The sequence below is a fragment of the Bradyrhizobium sp. SZCCHNR1002 genome, from assembly GCF_032381435.1.
Taxonomy (GTDB): domain Bacteria; phylum Pseudomonadota; class Alphaproteobacteria; order Rhizobiales; family Xanthobacteraceae; genus Bradyrhizobium; species Bradyrhizobium aeschynomenes.
This window is the reverse complement of the sequence record NZ_JAUHIS010000001.1, coordinates 759,856-775,967: the sequence shown is the minus strand read 5'-3', so window position 1 is coordinate 775,967 and position 16,112 is coordinate 759,856. Positions and strand designations below refer to the sequence as shown.

Below are 16,112 nucleotides of genomic sequence, written 5' to 3'. Positions count from 1 at the left end.
GATCCTGTGGTTATGGATCCCCGCTTTCGCGGGGATGACGACGGAGGTTGAGGCGGCAGACGAGATCAAGGCCATATGGGCCAAGCACGGTCTCTGAGGCTTCGCTTCACGACTCGTGCGGCCCGCATCCTGTGGCCAGTCAAGTCCGTGGCCGTCTCGGCCGCTTCACCGGATGCAGCCGCGGCGCCCGTGCCACGCGTGGACGCAGCCGGGTCGCCGCCGCGCGCTTCGGCTTCGCCGGCACCTGCGGCCTTGCCAGTTCCATCAGCATGCGCAGCGCCTCGATCACCGACCGTGTCCGCACCGTGCTGCGGCCGATGGCGCCAAAGCGGTGTTCGCGGTGGGTGATGCGGCCGTCGCGGGCGGCGACGGCGAAATGCACGAGGCCGACCGGCTTGCCGGGGGTGGCACCGCCGGGGCCGGCGATGCCGGTGATGGCCACCGCGAGGTCGACGTCGGCGCGTTCGAGCGCGCCGACAGCCATCTGGATCGCGGTCTCCTTGGAGACGGCGCCGAAGGTCTGCAGGGTCGAGGCCTCGACGCCGAGCATCGCGCGCTTGGCCTCGTTGGAGTAGGTGACGAAGCCGCGGTCGATGACGTCGGAGGAGCCGGGGATCTCGGTCAGCGCCGCGGCGACCAGGCCGCCGGTGCAGGACTCGGCGGTCGCGATCATCAGCTTGCGCGACCGGCAGAGGTCGAGCAGCGAGCGGGCCAGCGCGCTGGTGGAGCCGATTTGACGTTCGCTCGCCATGTGCAGCCTGTCCTCGAAGCAATAGCTACTTCAACGTGGACCGCGCCTGGAATGGACGGCCCCGAGGGATTCGAGACGCTTCCGCGGGCTCGGCTCGACCTTGCCCCGCCAGGGCGAAGCGAAGCTTCGCTCGGGCCGGGAGAGGTCGGATTGCATCGCAAGATGCAATCCGGGTGAGGGGGTACAGGTCTTTCCGCACACACCTCCCGTGCGGCTGCCCCTCACCCCAACCCTCTCCCCGTAAGAACGGGGCGAGGGGGCGCACCGCCGTCGCGGTGATAGCTCGACTCAAACTCGGATACGATCAATCTCGTAGGTCAATGGTTTCCATCACCTGCGAATCAATCCAGTGCTACTCGCTACTCGCCCCACGGCAACCGGATCGTCGCGCTCGCCGTCGCTGCGATGCCTTCCTCGCGGCCGGTGAAGCCGAGGCGTTCGCTGGTGGTGGCTTTCACCGCGATGCGGGAAATGTCGACGCCGGAGATCTCGGCGATGCGGGCGCGCATCTGGTCGCGGAGAGGGCCGATCTTCGGGCGCTCGCAGATCATCGTGACCTCGAGATTGGCGACGCGGCCGCCGCGGGCGGTGACGCGCTCGATGGCGTATTTCAGGAACTGGTCGGAGGAGGCGCCCTTCCACTTCATGTCGGAGGGCGGGAAGTGCGAGCCGATGTCGCCGTCGGCCAGGGCGCCCAAAATTGCATCAACCAGAGCGTGCAGGCCGACGTCGCCGTCGGAGTGGGCCAGGAAGCCCTTGCTATGCGGCACACGCAGGCCGCACAGCCAGACATGGTCGCCTTCGCCGAAGGCGTGGACGTCGTAGCCGGTGCCGGTCCTGATGTCGCCGAGCGAGGCTGCCAGCCGCGCTTCCTCGCGCACGAAATCTTCCGGGGTGGTGAGCTTCATGTTGGCAACATCGCCCTCAAAGGTCGCGACGGTCAATCCCGCCCATTCGGCAATCGCCGCATCATCTGTGAACTCGGTGAGGCCCTCGCGCGCGGCGCGGCGATGCGCCTCGAGGATCGCCTCGAACTTGAAGGTCTGCGGAGTCTGCGCAATGCGCAGCTTGGCGCGCTCCGGCGTCGCGGTGATGTCACCGCCGGCGCCGACCTCCTTGATCGTGTCGGTGACCGGCACGACGGGGATCGCGGCGCCGGTCTTGTTCGCAGCTTGAATCGCGCGCGAGATCACCGCCGGCGTCACGAAGGGGCGGGCGGCGTCGTGGATCAGCACGATCTCCGGCTTGTGCGGCACCAGCGCTTCGAGTCCTGATAGCACCGAGGCCTGGCGCGTCGCGCCGCCATGCGCGGGCGCCTCGTGGCGCAGGCCCGATACCGCGGCATTGAAGACGTCGATGTCATCGGGGTTCACCACCGGCTGCACGACGGCCACGTCGGGATGATCCGCGAACGCCGCGAGCGCGCGATGGATGACGGTGCGGCCGCCGATCGTGCGGTATTGCTTCGGACCGCCGGCGCCGGCACGCAGGCCGCGTCCGGCTGCGACGAGAATGGCTGCAGTCCGCTGAGAAGTCGTCATGGGAACAGGGTATCGGTGCTGAGGAGATGAGGAAGCGGTGAATGGTCGCGGCTTCTTACATCTGCAGAGGATGTTAAGCGAGCAGGATCACACATTGCATGAGCGGCGGAAGCCCGACGCAGGTGCAGGAAGCATCGCGGGTCCGACGACCGGCTCGCGGAGGTCGCCTGCGAGCCATGCAAAAATCCGGCGGCTCAAGGGTTTACCATGACTGCCGAACAAGCATATTTTGCTGCACTGCACTTGAAATGCTGGGGGTTTTGGCTAAAGTGTAGGCATGACGCTTGACTGCCCAAGAATTGTGCTCAAGAGTGCAGGCAGACGCAATGATGCGTCGGAAGAGCTTTAAGAGTCGTTCGTGACCGGTCCGGCCAATACACCTGCCAACGCTTTGAAGATAGGCGACGTTTCGCTCGCGAACCGGGCCATCCTCGCGCCGATGTCGGGCATCACCGACGCGCCGTTCCGCCGACTCGCGGCCGAGCTCGGTGCCGGGCTGGTGGTGTCCGAAATGACCGCAAGCGACGATCTGGTGCGCGGGCGCTGGATATCCCGGTTGCGCTGCGAGGCCAGCGGCATCGGGCCGCATGTGGTGCAGCTCGCCGGCTGCGAGGCCCACTGGATGGCCGAAGGCGCCAAGGTCGCCGAGGATGGCGGCGCCGACATCATCGACATCAACATGGGCTGCCCGGCGCGGCACGTCACCGGCGGCCAGTCCGGCTCGGCGCTGATGCGCGATCTCGACCATGCGCTGACCCTGATCGAGGCGACGGTCGAGGCTGTCGACGTGCCGGTCACCCTGAAGATGCGACTCGGCTGGGACGAGCGCAGCCTGAATGCGCCGGAGCTGGCGCGCCGCGCCGAAGCCGCCGGCGTGCAGCTGATTACCGTGCACGGCCGCACGCGGCAGCAGTTCTACAAGGGCGAGGCGGACTGGAGCGCGGTGCGCGCGGTGAAGGACGCCGTCGATCTGCCGGTCGTCGTCAACGGCGACATCACCACCTACGCGGATGCGCGCGAGGCGCTCGACGCCTCCGGCGCCGATGCCGTGATGATCGGCCGCGGCGCGCAGGGCGCCCCCTGGCTGCCGGGCCAGATCGGCCGCCGCCTCGACGGCGGCGCGGAGGAGGGTGCGCCCGAGCTGGCGCAGCAGCTTGGTCTTCTCACCGCACTCTATGACGAGATCTGCCGCCACTACGGCGAGCGGGTCGGCCTGCGCCACGCCCGCAAGCATCTCGGCTGGGGGCTCGACGTCGCCGCCCGGCACGCCGACGCGCCTGCCGAAAAACTGAAGGCGTGGCGCGAGCGTATCCTGACATCCGAGCAGCCGTCCCTGGTGCATCGGGCGCTGCGTGACGCCTTCGACGATTTTGCCTGGAGTGCAGCCGCATGAGCTCAGCCGCAGAACAGCGCAAGCGCCTTCCCTCGGATGGCGACGCCATCCTCAACGCTCTGCCGAATCCGGTGCTCGTCATCGGCCCGGACGGCATGATCATGGACGCCAACATGGCGGCGGAATCGTTCTTCGATTCCTCGACGCAGTTTCTGCAGCGGCAGTCGCTGAAGAAGCTGGTGCCGTTCGGCTCGCCGCTGCTGGCGCTGATCGATCAGGTGCGCACGACCAGCGCGCCGGTCAACGAGTACAAGGTCGATCTGGGCACGCCGCGCACCGGCGCGGACCGGCTCGTCGATCTTCACGTCGCCCCCTTGCCGGAGCGGCCGGGCCATATCGTGGTGATGCTGCAGGAGCGCACCATCGCCGACAAGATGGACCGCCAGCTCACCCACCGCAGCGCCGCGCGCTCGGTGATCGCGCTGGCCGCGATGCTAGCGCATGAGATCAAGAACCCGCTGTCGGGCATCCGCGGCGCCGCGCAGCTGCTGGAGCAGCAGGCCTCCTCGGAGGACCGCATGCTGACCCGGCTGATCTGCGACGAGGCCGACCGCATCGTCACCTTGGTCGACCGCATGGAGGTGTTCGGCGACGACCGCCCGGTGGCGCGCGGGCCGGTCAACATCCACTCCGTGCTCGATCACGTGAAGCGGCTGGCGCAGTCCGGCTTCGCCCGCAACATCCGCTTCATCGAGGACTACGATCCGTCGCTGCCGCCGGTGCTCGCCAACCAAGACCAGCTGATCCAGGTGTTCCTGAATCTGGTCAAGAATGCCGCCGAGGCGGTCGTCGACCTCGGCTCCGATGCGGAGATTCAGCTCACCACGGCCTTCCGCCCGGGTGTGCGGCTGTCGGTGCCCGGCAAGAAGTCGCGGGTGTCGCTGCCGCTGGAGTTCTGCGTCAAGGACAACGGCCCCGGCGTGCCGGAAGACCTGATGCCGAATTTGTTCGATCCGTTCGTGACCACCAAGCCGACCGGAAGCGGCCTCGGTCTTGCATTGGTCGCGAAGATCATCGGCGACCATGGCGGGATCATCGAGTGCGAGTCGCAGCCGCGCAAGACGACCTTCCGGGTGCTGATGCCGATGTACAGCGCTAGCAAACAACCAGACCACAGCAATCGCGATGACGTTTCGGGGACGCCGTTGCATGCCTCTCAGGGATCAAATTGAGGACCACCCATGCCTGCAGGTAGCATTCTCGTTGCCGACGACGATACGGCCATCCGCACGGTCCTGAACCAGGCGCTGTCACGCGCCGGCTACGAGGTGCGGCTGACCGGCAACGCCGCCACCTTGTGGCGCTGGGTGAGCCAGGGCGAGGGCGATCTCGTCATCACCGACGTGGTGATGCCCGATGAGAACGCGTTCGACCTGTTGCCGCGGATCAAGAAGATGCGGCCGAACCTGCCGGTCATCGTGATGAGCGCGCAGAACACCTTCATGACCGCGATCAAGGCCTCCGAGCGCGGCGCCTATGAGTATCTGCCGAAGCCGTTCGACCTGAAGGAGCTGATCGCGATCGTCGGCCGCGCGCTGGCCGAGCCGAAGGAGCGTGCGGCGAGCCAGCCCGATGACAGCGAGTTCGAATCGATCCCGCTGGTCGGCCGCTCGCCGGCGATGCAGGACATCTACCGCGTGCTGGCGCGGCTGATGCAGACCGACCTCACGGTGATGATCTCCGGCGAGAGCGGCACCGGCAAGGAGCTGGTGGCGCGCGCGCTGCACGATTACGGCAAGCGCCGGAACGGCCCGTTCGTCGCCGTCAACATGGCGGCGATCCCGCGCGACCTGATCGAATCGGAATTGTTCGGCCACGAGCGCGGCGCCTTCACCGGGGCCAACACCCGCGCCTCCGGCCGCTTCGAGCAGGCCGAGGGCGGCACGCTGTTTCTCGACGAGATCGGCGACATGCCGATGGAGGCGCAGACGCGGCTTTTGCGCGTGCTGCAGCAGGGCGAGTACACCACCGTCGGCGGCCGCACCCCGATCAAGACCGACGTGCGTATCGTCGCGGCGTCGAACAAGGACCTGCGCATCCTGATCCAGCAGGGTCTGTTCCGCGAGGACCTGTTCTTCCGCCTCAACGTCGTGCCGCTGCGGCTGCCGCCGCTGCGCGAGCGCATCGAGGATCTGCCGGATCTCGTCCGCCACTTCTTCGCGCTGGCCGAGAAGGACGGGCTGCCGCCGAAGAAGCTCGATGCCGCCGCGCTCGAACGGCTCAAGCAGCACCGCTGGCCGGGCAACGTCCGCGAGCTGGAGAATCTCGCCCGCCGCCTCGCCGCGCTGTATCCGCAGGACGTCATCACCGCGTCGGTGATCGACGGCGAGCTGGCGCCGCCGGCGGTGACCACCGGCTCCAACACGCCGACCTCGATCGACAATCTCGGCGGCGCGGTAGAGGCGTACCTGTCATCGCATTTCCAGGGATTTCCGAACGGCGTGCCGCCGCCGGGCCTGTATCACCGCATCCTCAAGGAAATCGAGATCCCGCTGCTCACGGCCGCGCTGGCGGCGACACGGGGAAATCAGATCCGCGCGGCCGATCTGCTCGGCCTCAACCGCAACACGCTGCGCAAGAAGATCCGTGACCTCGACATCCAGGTCTACCGCAGCGGCGGCTGATGACGGTTAAATAATACCATACCGGTGCGGCCGGGACGGCCGCAGATGAGAAATATTGTAGACAAATCCGCGACGCCCTCCCGCGCCGCGGATTTGTCGCAATTTGGCAACAGCGTGGTAGGAATGCATCAGTCCGATTCCCGGACGTGCCGCGTTCAGCATCACACCAATTGCCGGAATGACCAGCGCAGAGGCCTCGGCCACCCCCTTCGACTCCTCGTCCGCCGATGGCCGGCGCTGGACCTGGCGCACCTGGCTGGCGCCGGTGGCGGTCGGGCTCGCACTGCTGTCGGCCTTTTTGACCTTCATCGTGCTGGTGGGCCTGAGCCCGATCGAGCCGACGCCCGAGGTCGTCAGCACCTTCCTGCTGATCGACGCCGGAACGATCCTGATCCTGGTCGGGATCATCATCCGCGAGGTCTGGCAGATGGTCCAGGCACGGCGGCGGGGCCGGGCCGCGGCGCGACTGCACGTCCAGATCGTCAGCCTGTTCTCGGTGATTGCGGTGCTGCCGGCCGTGCTGGTGTCGCTGGTCGCCAACGTCACCATCGACCGCGGCCTCGACCGGCTGTTCTCGGGGCCCGCCAAGGAGGCGATCCAGAACTCGCTGACGGTGGCCCGCGCCTACACCTATGAGCATGCCCAGCTGATCCGCGGCGACATCCTCGGCATGGCCAACGACATCGCGCACGCCCGGCCGCTCTACGACCAGGACCGCGGCACGTTCCGCGAGCTGCTCACCGCCAGCGCCGCTTCGCGCAATCTGCCGGGCGCGATGCTGATCGACAAGGACCGCAACGTCCTGGAGACGGCGGAGACCGGCATCCAGCAGACCTTCCAGACGCCGCCGGCCGACTTCCTCAGCAACGTCAACGAGACCGAGCCGCAGATCGCGGTGTTCCCCGACGCCAACTACGTCGCCGCCGTGATCCGCCTGCGCGCCTTCAACGACACCTTTCTCTACGTCGCGCGGCTGCTCGATCCGCGGGTGATCGCGCAGCTCAAGCAGACCGAGACCTCGGTCGCCGAATACGCCCAGGTCGAGTCGCGCCGCCTCGGCATCCAGGTCGCTTTCGCCCTGATGTTCGCGGTGATCGCGCTGACCATCCTGATGGCCTCGGTGCTGATCGGATTGAACTTCGCCAACTGGCTGGTGTCGCCGATCCGGCAGCTGATGAACGCCGCGCACACGGTTGCGACCGGCGATCTCAACGTCCGGGTCCCGGAGCATCGCTCCGAGGGTGATCTCGCCCAGCTCGGCCACACCTTCAACAAGATGACGCAGGAGCTGCGCACCCAGCGCGACGAGCTGGTCAGCGCCAGCGAACTGATCGACAGCCGGCGGCGCTTCATCGAGGCGGTGCTGTCGTCGGCCTCCGCGGGCATCATCGGCGTCGATGCGTCCGGCAGCGTCGGCATCCTCAACCGCTCCGCCGAGAAGCTGATCGGTCATGCCGAGCAGGAGGTGCTCGATCATCCGCTGTCGGACGTGCTGCCCGAGCTCGACGACATGATGAAGACCGCGCGCGAGGGCAAGCAGCGCCTGGTGCAGGGACAGATCACGATCCAGCGCGACGGACACGAGCGCAATCTCTCGGTGCGCGTCACCGCCGAGCAGACCAACCAGGCACGCGACAGCTACATCATCACGCTCGACGACATTACCGAGCTGGTATCGGCGCAGCGCACCTCGGCCTGGGGCGACGTCGCGCGCCGCATCGCGCATGAGATCAAGAATCCGCTGACGCCCATTCAACTCTCGGCCGAGCGGATCCGCCGCAAATTCGGCAAGGTCATCACCGAGGACAAGGCCGTATTTGAGCAATGTACCGAGACGATCGTGCGGCAGGTCGACGACATCAGGCGAATGGTCGACGAGTTCTCGCGCTTTGCGCGGATGCCGAAGCCGGTGATGGAAGGCGAGGACGTCGCCGACACGGTGCGTCAAGCGGTGTTCCTGATGAAGGTCGCGCATCCCGAGATCGATATCGAGACCGAGATCAAGCAGGACCCGCTGCGCGCGCAGTTCGACCGCCGGCTGATCTCGCAGGCGCTGACCAACATCATCAAGAACGCGACCGAAGCGATCGAGGTGGTGCCCGAGGCGGAGCTCGGCAAGGGGCGCATCGACGTCGTGGCCTCGCGCGAAGGCGACGACGTGCTGATCGACGTGATCGACAATGGCATCGGCCTGCCGAAGGTGGCACGGCAGCGGCTGCTCGAGCCCTATGTCACCACGCGCGCCAAGGGCACCGGCCTCGGGCTCGCGATCGTCGGCCGTGTGCTGGAAGACCATGGCGGCAAGCTGGAGCTGAAGGACGCGTCTGACTTTCGTTCCGGTCAGCGCGGCGCCTGGATGCGGCTGCGCTTTGCGGTGTCCGGCCAGGCCGCGCAGCCCGGGGCGAAGGAGCTCGCGGCCGCTACGAGCAATCCGCAGACGACCGAGGCCGGCGGGGAAACCGCGGGCAACGTTCAAGCGACCAATGATCAACCAAAAATCCAAGCTGCAACCGGCAGCTGACGAGACAGGCGTGACCCATGGCGAGTGATATTCTGATTGTCGACGACGAAGCCGATATCCGGGAGCTGGTGGCCGGCATCCTGGACGACGAAGGCTTCACGACTCGAACGGCTCGCGACAGCGATTCGGCGCTCGCCGAGATCGCGGGCCGCCGGCCGAATCTCGTGTTTCTCGACATCTGGCTGCAGGGCTCGAAGCTCGATGGCCTGCAGCTGCTCGAGCAGATCAAGAAGGATCACCCGGATCTGCCGGTCGTGATGATCTCCGGCCACGGCAACATCGAGACCGCGGTCGCGGCGATCAAGCGTGGCGCCTACGACTTCATCGAGAAGCCGTTCAAGTCGGACCGCCTGATCCTGGTCGCGACGCGGGCGCTGGAGACCTCGCGGTTGAAGCGCGAGGTCCGTGAGCTCAAGCAGCTGGCGCCGACCGCAAGCGCGATGACCGGACGCTCGCCGTCGATGAACCAGCTGCGCCAGACCATCGAGCGCGCCGCCAAGGCCAACAGCCGCATCCTGATCGTCGGTCCTCCCGGCTCCGGCAAGGAGCTCGCCGCGCGCACGCTGCACGCGCAGTCGCCGCGCGCCGAAGGACCGTTCGTCGTCATCAACGCCGCCGCGATCACGCCGGAACGGATGGAAGAGGAGCTGTTCGGCATCGAGCAGTCCAACGGCGAGCAGTCGCGCAAGACCGGCGCGCTCGAAGAGGCGCATGGCGGCACCTTGTTCGTCGACGAGATCGCCGACATGCCGCGGGAGACGCAGAACAAGATTCTGCGCGTCCTGGTCGATCAGACCTTCCAGCGCGCCGGCGGCACCACCAAGGTGCACGTTGACGTGCGTATCATCTCGTCGACGGCGCGGAACCTGGAGGAGGAGATCGCCAGCGGCCGCTTCCGCGAGGATCTCTATCATCGTCTCTCGGTGGTTCCGATCCGCGTGCCGCCGCTGTCGGAGCGGCGCGAGGACATTCCCGAGCTGATCGACTATTTCATGGACCAGATCTCGGTCACGACCGGCCTGCCGAAGCGGCAGATCGGCCAGGACGCAATGGCGGTGCTGCAGTCGCATGTCTGGCCCGGCAACGTCCGCCAGCTCCGCAACAACGTCGAGCGCGTGATGATTCTCGCCGCCGGCGGACCGGAGGTGATCATCACCGCCGACATGCTGCCGCCCGACGTCGGCTCGATGGTGCCGGCGATGCCGACCAGCAACAATGGCGAGCACATCATGGGGCTGCCGCTGCGCGAGGCACGCGAGGTGTTCGAGCGCGATTATCTGATCGCGCAGATCAGCCGATTCTCCGGCAACATCTCGCGCACCGCGGAGTTCGTCGGCATGGAGCGCTCGGCTCTGCATCGCAAGCTCAAGGCGCTCGGGGTGGGGTGATCCGCGCAGGCCGGCCAAAATTGCCGAGCTGGACGAATTTACATTGGAAAAAACGTCCAGTTCCGGAATTTTACGGGCGAATCCGGTTCTTTTGGAACCGGCTTCGCTGCAAGCGGCTTGCCTAATATGCTCGCCTGTCTTCTAATCCGGCATCCCGTGGTCCCTCGAGGGGGATCTCAATGGACCATGGGCCACCTTGACGAATCCGGGGCCTGCGAACGGATCGTCGAAGGTTCAATAAGAAAAAGCACAAGACTGCGAGATAACAACAATGGCGGCAGACCGCGCACAAAACCTACAAGACACCTTTCTCAACCATGTCCGCAAAACCAAGACTCCGCTGACGATCTTTCTGGTCAATGGCGTGAAACTGCAGGGGATTGTCACATGGTTCGACAATTTCTGCCTGTTGCTCCGGCGCGACGGTCACTCGCAGCTCGTCTACAAGCATGCGATCTCCACCATCATGCCGGGCGCCCCGATCCAGCTGTTCGAAGGCGGCGAGGACGCCTCTGCGTGAGAGTAACCTGATTGGAACCCAGGGATCGCGAAGGGACCATCGGCCTTGCGAGGCCGGATGACGTCAAGACAACGGGCCGAGTCATCGTGGTCGGCCCGTATTTGCGGACACGCCGCGGTGACGACGGCGCGTCCGCCAGCCAATCCGAAATGCGAGATGTCGAGGCGCGGATCGATGAGGCCGCGGGACTGGCGCGCGCCATCAATCTCACCGTGGCCGAGTCCATCCTCGCGCTGATCGGTCAGATTCGTCCTGCGACCTATCTCGGCAAGGGCAAGGTCGACGAGATCGCCGGCGTCATCGCCAGCCAGGATGCCGAGCTGGTGGTGATGGATTGCGCGCTGTCGCCGATCCAGCAGCGCAACCTCGAGAAGGCGTGGAACACCAAGGTGCTCGATCGCACCGGACTCATCCTCGAAATCTTCGGCCGCCGGGCCAAGACCAAGGAAGGCGCGCTGCAGGTCGAGCTCGCGCATCTCAACTATCAACGCAGCCGCCTGGTGCGGTCGTGGACCCACCTCGAGCGCCAGCGCGGCGGCTTCGGCTTCATGGGGGGCCCCGGCGAGACGCAGATCGAAGCGGACCGGCGATTGATCGGCGATCGCATCACGCGACTCGAAAACGAGCTGAAGAAGGTCCAGGCGACGCGGCGGCTGCATCGCGCGGGCCGCCAGCGCGTGCCTTATCGCGTGGTCGCGCTGGTCGGTTACACCAATGCGGGCAAGTCGACACTGTTCAATCGCCTGACCCGCGCCGACGTGCAGGCGGCCGACATGCTGTTCGCCACGCTCGATCCGACCTTGCGTGCGATCAGTCTGCCGCATGGTGGCAAAGCCATGCTGTCCGATACCGTCGGCTTCATCTCCAACCTGCCGACGCAACTCGTCGCGGCGTTCCGCGCCACGCTGGAGGAGGTGCTGGAGGCGGATGTCATCCTGCACGTCCGCGACATGTCGCATGAGGACGCCGAGGCGCAGCAGCACGATGTCGAGCTGGTGCTCAGCCAGCTCGGCATCGATCCCGAGGCGACCGACAGCCTCATCGAGGTCTGGAACAAGATCGACCGGCTCGACGACGCGGCGCGCGAGAACCTCGCCAACATCGCCAGCCGGCGGCCGCCGGAGCGGCCGTGCCTGATGGTCTCGGCCGAGACCGGGGAGGGCGTCGACGCGCTGCTGCAAGCAATCGAGGACCGCCTCGCCGCTGCGCGAACCACGCTCGACCTCACCATCGACGCCGCCGACGGCGCCGGCATCTCCTGGCTGCATCGCAACGCCGAGGTGCTCGCCAAGGAACTGCACGAGGGCCACTACGACATGACCGTGCGCGTCGACGCTACCAAGCGCGACATCGTGGTGGAGCGCTACCACGGCATTCCAAGGGTGGCGTGAGCGAGCCGTCGCCTTGGCTTTCGCTCTCATCGCAGGAACGGTGGAAGACACCGCTCGGCGCGGGCGGCACGCCCGGGTTGCGCCCGGCTCGGATATGACCTAATCTTGCCATATTGTCATCGGGGCCGGCCAGCAGAGCTCGCATGATCTCGGAGCTCCCTTAGAAGAAGAAGCTGGGTCTCGTTTGTGGGGGCAAGCGTGGCTAAGGCGTATTCGGCGGTCGCAGCACGTCTGCGGCTCGTCACAATGTTCATTGTCGGCTTGGCCCTGGCGTCTTGCGCTAGCGTTCAGGGCGTCGAGCAGTTCGAAGCCTATCGTGTCGCTTTCGACAAGACCTACGGCGCCTCGACCGCGATTCTCGATCAGCTTGCCGTTCAGGAGCGCGCGCTGTTTCTGCGCCGCTACCGTATCGATGGATCGTCGGGATCGCTGAGGTTCGATCCCAACCTCGCGCGCTATTACACTGATGCCGTCGATCCGCCCGGGACGGCCGCCTTCCGCCATTCGATCGATGCGGTCAAAGCCTACAACGAGCTCCTCTACGGACTCGCGACCGGGCAGACCGCGGCAGCGCTCACAGCAAAGGTGGGACAGCTCAACGGCAAGATCATCGATGCCGCGGGGGAGGCCGGCGCGCTGCTCGGAATCGCGAACCAGGCCAAGATCCAAGCGCTCGGCGCACTGTTGAACGCCGCCTTCACCCAGGCGCAGCCGTTGGTTCAGATGGGGCTGACCTATCAGTCGCGCGAGGAATTCAGACGCTACGTCATCGAGTATCACCAACCGGTTCGCGCCATTCTCGTCGAGCTCAGACAGGGAACGGAAGCGATCTTTCCGGTCCTCACCGCGGCCACGTTGAGGCGATCGCGGGTGGCCGTGACCGCGGCGGAAGGCAAGCTCACCCAGCAGGAGGTCGAGAAGCTGGAGACCTATCGGAAGCTGCTCGCGGACTGGGTCATCCTGCTCGATGCCACCATCAAGTCGATCGATCAGGCGAAGGCGGCCGCCGAGGCGCCGCCGACCGTGGTTGGAACCATCACGGGACTGACCACGGTCGCCATCGAACTCGAAACGGCGTCACAAGCCGCCCGCAAACATCTCGCGGAGCTGGCAGCCAAATAGCGGCCGAACCCGCGACGGGGGGACATAGTCATGGCTGAGCTGGACGATCTCATCGATGAGGCCAGGGAGAAGCTGCGCGCGGCCTATGCCGAGGCCGAGGGCAATGCGCAGGTCCAACAGGGAATACGTGAGCAGCTCATTGCGCTGGCGGATCTCCAGGAGGACATCGCGCTCGGTGAGCTGCTCAGAAGGGCCGCGATCCTCAACAAGCTCAGCGCCATTCTCGAGGCGGCCATCGAGACCATTAAGCACAACATCGCCAACTTCTTCCTGGACGACCTCAAGGAGCTGAAAGACAAGATCGACAGGAAGTCCGGCGCCGCTCCAGGACGCCCGGCTTCGCCAAATCTCGGCGGCCGACCCGCCGGACCTGTCGTGCCGCCACCTCCACCTCCGCCGCCTCCCATCCACCCACCTGCACAGATGGGCCGCGTGCTGCTTGGTCGCGCGCCAGCCGGTTGCCGCGATCCCAGCGGCCCGCTGGTCATGGCGCTCCAGGCCGCCCTGATCCGGGCCGGCCAGGCGCTCGAGCCCGACGGCGCCTTCGGAAACATCACCGCCGGAGCGCTCCGGCGCTGGCAGAAGGCGAACGGCTTCGAGGAGCATGACGGCATCGACGAGGCTCAGTGGAAAAAGCTGACGCGCAGCGACCGCTTGCCCGCTCCGTTCGATATCTGCCTCAACATCACGGCGGACTATGAAGGCACGTCGTTCGATCGCGTTGTCGGCAATTTCGACGGTGCCGGCATCACGTTCGGACTGATCGGCTTCACGCTCGCGAACGGCGAGATCGGACGTCTGCTGACCAGGATCGAGGCGATGCGCCCGGGTTCGGTTGCGACGGCGTTCGGCGCGCTCTATCCGCAGCTCATGTCGATCCTGTCCGCCACCAAGGCGGAGCGTCTGGCCTGGGCCGACAGCATCTCGCTGGGTGCCAACAAATACGACGTGGCGAAGCCCTGGAAGGACGCCTTCAAGCGGGTCGGCTCCTATCCGCAAGCGAGGCGTGCCCAGATCGAGCACGCTTATGACGTCTATTGGAAGGCCGCCAGATCCCGAATATCAGACTTCATGCCAGGCAAGCCTCTGACGATGCAGGATGCCGCCTTCTGGTTCGACGCGGCCGTTCAGAACGCGCTCGACGACGAGGAGCGGGACCTGCTGAAGCAGGCAGGCCATTCCGCCGCGACGGGGAGGCAGCTGCGCGGTGACTTCGCCAAGATCATCGCCGACGGCAGCAGCCCGCGATGGCGCAGGGACGTGCTGTCCCGCAAGATGACCTTCGTCGACGGCACCGGCGCCGTTCACGGCTCGCAATACGCGCTGGACTCCTGGGGTGTCAGCAGCGCCGCAGTGGCCGCAGCCGATCTCGCGACGCCCTCGGCCATCATCGATCTGGTCAGCTCGGTGGCGACGGCGCCGCAAGACGATATCACGGCGCCCAGCGATGAAGCCGGCGAAGCCGCCATGGTGGGTGGTGCGGCACCGCTTACCGAAGCGGTAGCAGGGACGAGCCCGCATGCGGGTTGGCCGCTCTATGCGAGGTTCGCCGCCTTTATCGCCCAGCTAGGCCTGCGCCATTTCGACGCCGACGAGCTGCTGTATCTCGGCAGCCAGAATGCCGGAGGCACCTGCAAGGGTCTCAACACCTATCCACCCGAAACGCTCTGGCCGAATATCGCTCCGACGGCAGCGGTGCTCGACAAGTTGCGCGAGGAGCTGAATGTTCCGATCCGTATCCTCAGTGTCTACCGGTCACCGCTCTACAACAGGTGCATCGACGGCTCGGCCGTCAACAGCTTCCACATGCAGTTCAAGGCGGTCGACTTCGCCTGCGATAGCGGCTCTCCCGCTGTCTGGGCCGCGAAGCTGAAGGAGTACCGGTCGCGCGGAGTCTTCGCCGGCGGCATCGGCGTCTACCGATCCTTCGTGCATGTCGACACCCGCGGCTACAATGCGGATTGGACGGGGTGAGAGGCCGCGCGGCTGGTTCGATTGCGGCGTGGGCAAGATACGCGAATGCGTGAACTACTTCTCCAACCGCTTGGCCTCGTTCCACAGCTCGTCCATCTCGTCGAGAGAGGCCTCCGCAAGCGTGCGTCCCTTGGCGGCGAGGGCGTGCTCGATGTGAGCGAAGCGACGTTCGAACTTGGCGTTGGTGCTGCGCAGCGCAGTCTCGGGATCGACTTGGGCGTGGCGGGCGAGGTTGACCAGCGCGAACAGCAGGTCGCCGGTCTCGGCAGTCAGCTCGGCGGCGTCCCTCTTGTCGAGCGCGGCTTCGATCTCGTCGGCCTCCTCGCGGATCTTCTGCAACACCGCGCGTGGATCGTTCCAGTCGAAGCCGACGGTGGCAGCCTTCTTCTGCAGCTCCATCGCGCGCACCAGCGCCGGCTGCCCGGCCTTGACGCCTGATAGCAGCGAGGACTTGCCGGCGTGCTCCTCGGCCGGCCGTCGCGCGGCGCGCTCGGCCTTTTCCTCGGCCTTGATGCGATCCCAATTGCCCTTGTTGGGCTTGGCGACGTTGCCGTCCGCGTCGGGAAACACATGCGGATGGCGGCGGATCATCTTCTTCGTGATGCCTTCGACGACGTCACCGAACGCGAACGCGCCTTGCTCCTCGGCGATGCGGGCGTGATACACCACCTGCAACAGGAGATCGCCAAGCTCCTCGCGCAGGTCGTCGAGATCCTCGCGCGTGATCGCATCCGCCACCTCATAGGCTTCCTCGATCGTATAGGGCGCGATCGTCTGGAAGGTCTGCTCGACGTCCCAGGGACAGCCGGTGACGGGCGTCCGCAGCGCGGCCATGATTTCGATCAGGCGTGAGATGTCGCGGGAAGGGATCATGGCAGGTCCTGACG

General features: G+C 66.1%; 12 protein-coding genes. 9 read left to right on the top strand and 3 right to left on the bottom strand.

Annotated features, from left to right (window positions below; genetic code table 11):
• Positions 1-139 precede the first annotated feature (139 nt).
• Both QX108_RS03470 and QX108_RS03465 read right to left on the bottom strand, forming a co-directional pair.
• Complete coding sequence (locus tag QX108_RS03470; protein WP_172133103.1) at positions 140-751, bottom strand: CinA family protein; 612 nt, start codon at positions 749-751, stop codon at positions 140-142.
• Positions 752-1,110: 359 nt separating this feature from the next.
• Positions 1,111-2,292: a bifunctional 2-C-methyl-D-erythritol 4-phosphate cytidylyltransferase/2-C-methyl-D-erythritol 2,4-cyclodiphosphate synthase gene (locus QX108_RS03465; RefSeq protein ID WP_315778782.1), complete on the bottom strand. Its 1,182-nt coding sequence runs from the start codon at positions 2,290-2,292 to the stop codon at positions 1,111-1,113.
• A 391-nt stretch (positions 2,293-2,683) separates the two neighbouring features.
• Here QX108_RS03465 and dusB point away from each other — a divergent pair, with 391 nt between their 5' ends.
• From dusB to QX108_RS03420, 9 genes are all read left to right on the top strand, one after another.
• Complete coding sequence (gene dusB, locus QX108_RS03460) at positions 2,684-3,685, top strand: tRNA dihydrouridine synthase DusB (protein ID WP_315779488.1); 1,002 nt, start codon at positions 2,684-2,686, stop codon at positions 3,683-3,685.
• Positions 3,682-4,857: a nitrogen regulation protein NR(II) gene (locus QX108_RS03455; protein ID WP_315720126.1), complete on the top strand. Its 1,176-nt coding sequence runs from the start codon at positions 3,682-3,684 to the stop codon at positions 4,855-4,857. The genes dusB and QX108_RS03455 overlap by 4 nt, the downstream gene beginning before the upstream one ends.
• 9 nt (positions 4,858-4,866) lie before the next feature.
• Positions 4,867-6,309, top strand: a complete 1,443-nt coding sequence (gene ntrC / locus QX108_RS03450; protein ID WP_172108835.1) for a nitrogen regulation protein NR(I) — start codon at positions 4,867-4,869, stop codon at positions 6,307-6,309.
• A 178-nt stretch (positions 6,310-6,487) separates the two neighbouring features.
• Positions 6,488-8,830 carry a PAS domain-containing sensor histidine kinase gene (locus QX108_RS03445; protein WP_315778785.1) on the top strand — a complete coding sequence of 781 codons (2,343 nt, stop codon included), beginning with the start codon at positions 6,488-6,490 and terminating at the stop codon, positions 8,828-8,830.
• Between the two features lie 17 nt (positions 8,831-8,847).
• Positions 8,848-10,218, top strand: a complete 1,371-nt coding sequence (locus QX108_RS03440; RefSeq protein WP_172108838.1) for a sigma-54-dependent transcriptional regulator — start codon at positions 8,848-8,850, stop codon at positions 10,216-10,218.
• A 271-nt stretch (positions 10,219-10,489) separates the two neighbouring features.
• Positions 10,490-10,738, top strand: coding sequence for an RNA chaperone Hfq (gene hfq / locus QX108_RS03435; RefSeq protein ID WP_006613906.1), 249 nt, complete (start codon positions 10,490-10,492; stop codon positions 10,736-10,738).
• An 11-nt stretch (positions 10,739-10,749) separates the two neighbouring features.
• Positions 10,750-12,129 (top strand): GTPase HflX, encoded by a 1,380-nt coding sequence (hflX, locus tag QX108_RS03430; RefSeq protein WP_315778787.1) that lies wholly within the window; start codon positions 10,750-10,752, stop codon positions 12,127-12,129.
• A 198-nt stretch (positions 12,130-12,327) separates the two neighbouring features.
• Positions 12,328-13,251 (top strand): hypothetical protein, encoded by a 924-nt coding sequence (locus QX108_RS03425; RefSeq protein WP_315720123.1) that lies wholly within the window; start codon positions 12,328-12,330, stop codon positions 13,249-13,251.
• A gap of 30 nt (positions 13,252-13,281) precedes the next feature.
• Positions 13,282-15,225, top strand: a complete 1,944-nt coding sequence (locus tag QX108_RS03420) for a D-Ala-D-Ala carboxypeptidase family metallohydrolase (protein WP_315778789.1) — start codon at positions 13,282-13,284, stop codon at positions 15,223-15,225.
• A 54-nt stretch (positions 15,226-15,279) separates the two neighbouring features.
• Here QX108_RS03420 and mazG read toward each other — a convergent pair whose 3' ends face one another.
• Complete coding sequence (gene mazG, locus QX108_RS03415) at positions 15,280-16,098, bottom strand: nucleoside triphosphate pyrophosphohydrolase (RefSeq protein ID WP_315720121.1); 819 nt, start codon at positions 16,096-16,098, stop codon at positions 15,280-15,282.
• Positions 16,099-16,112: the final 14 nt, after the last annotated feature.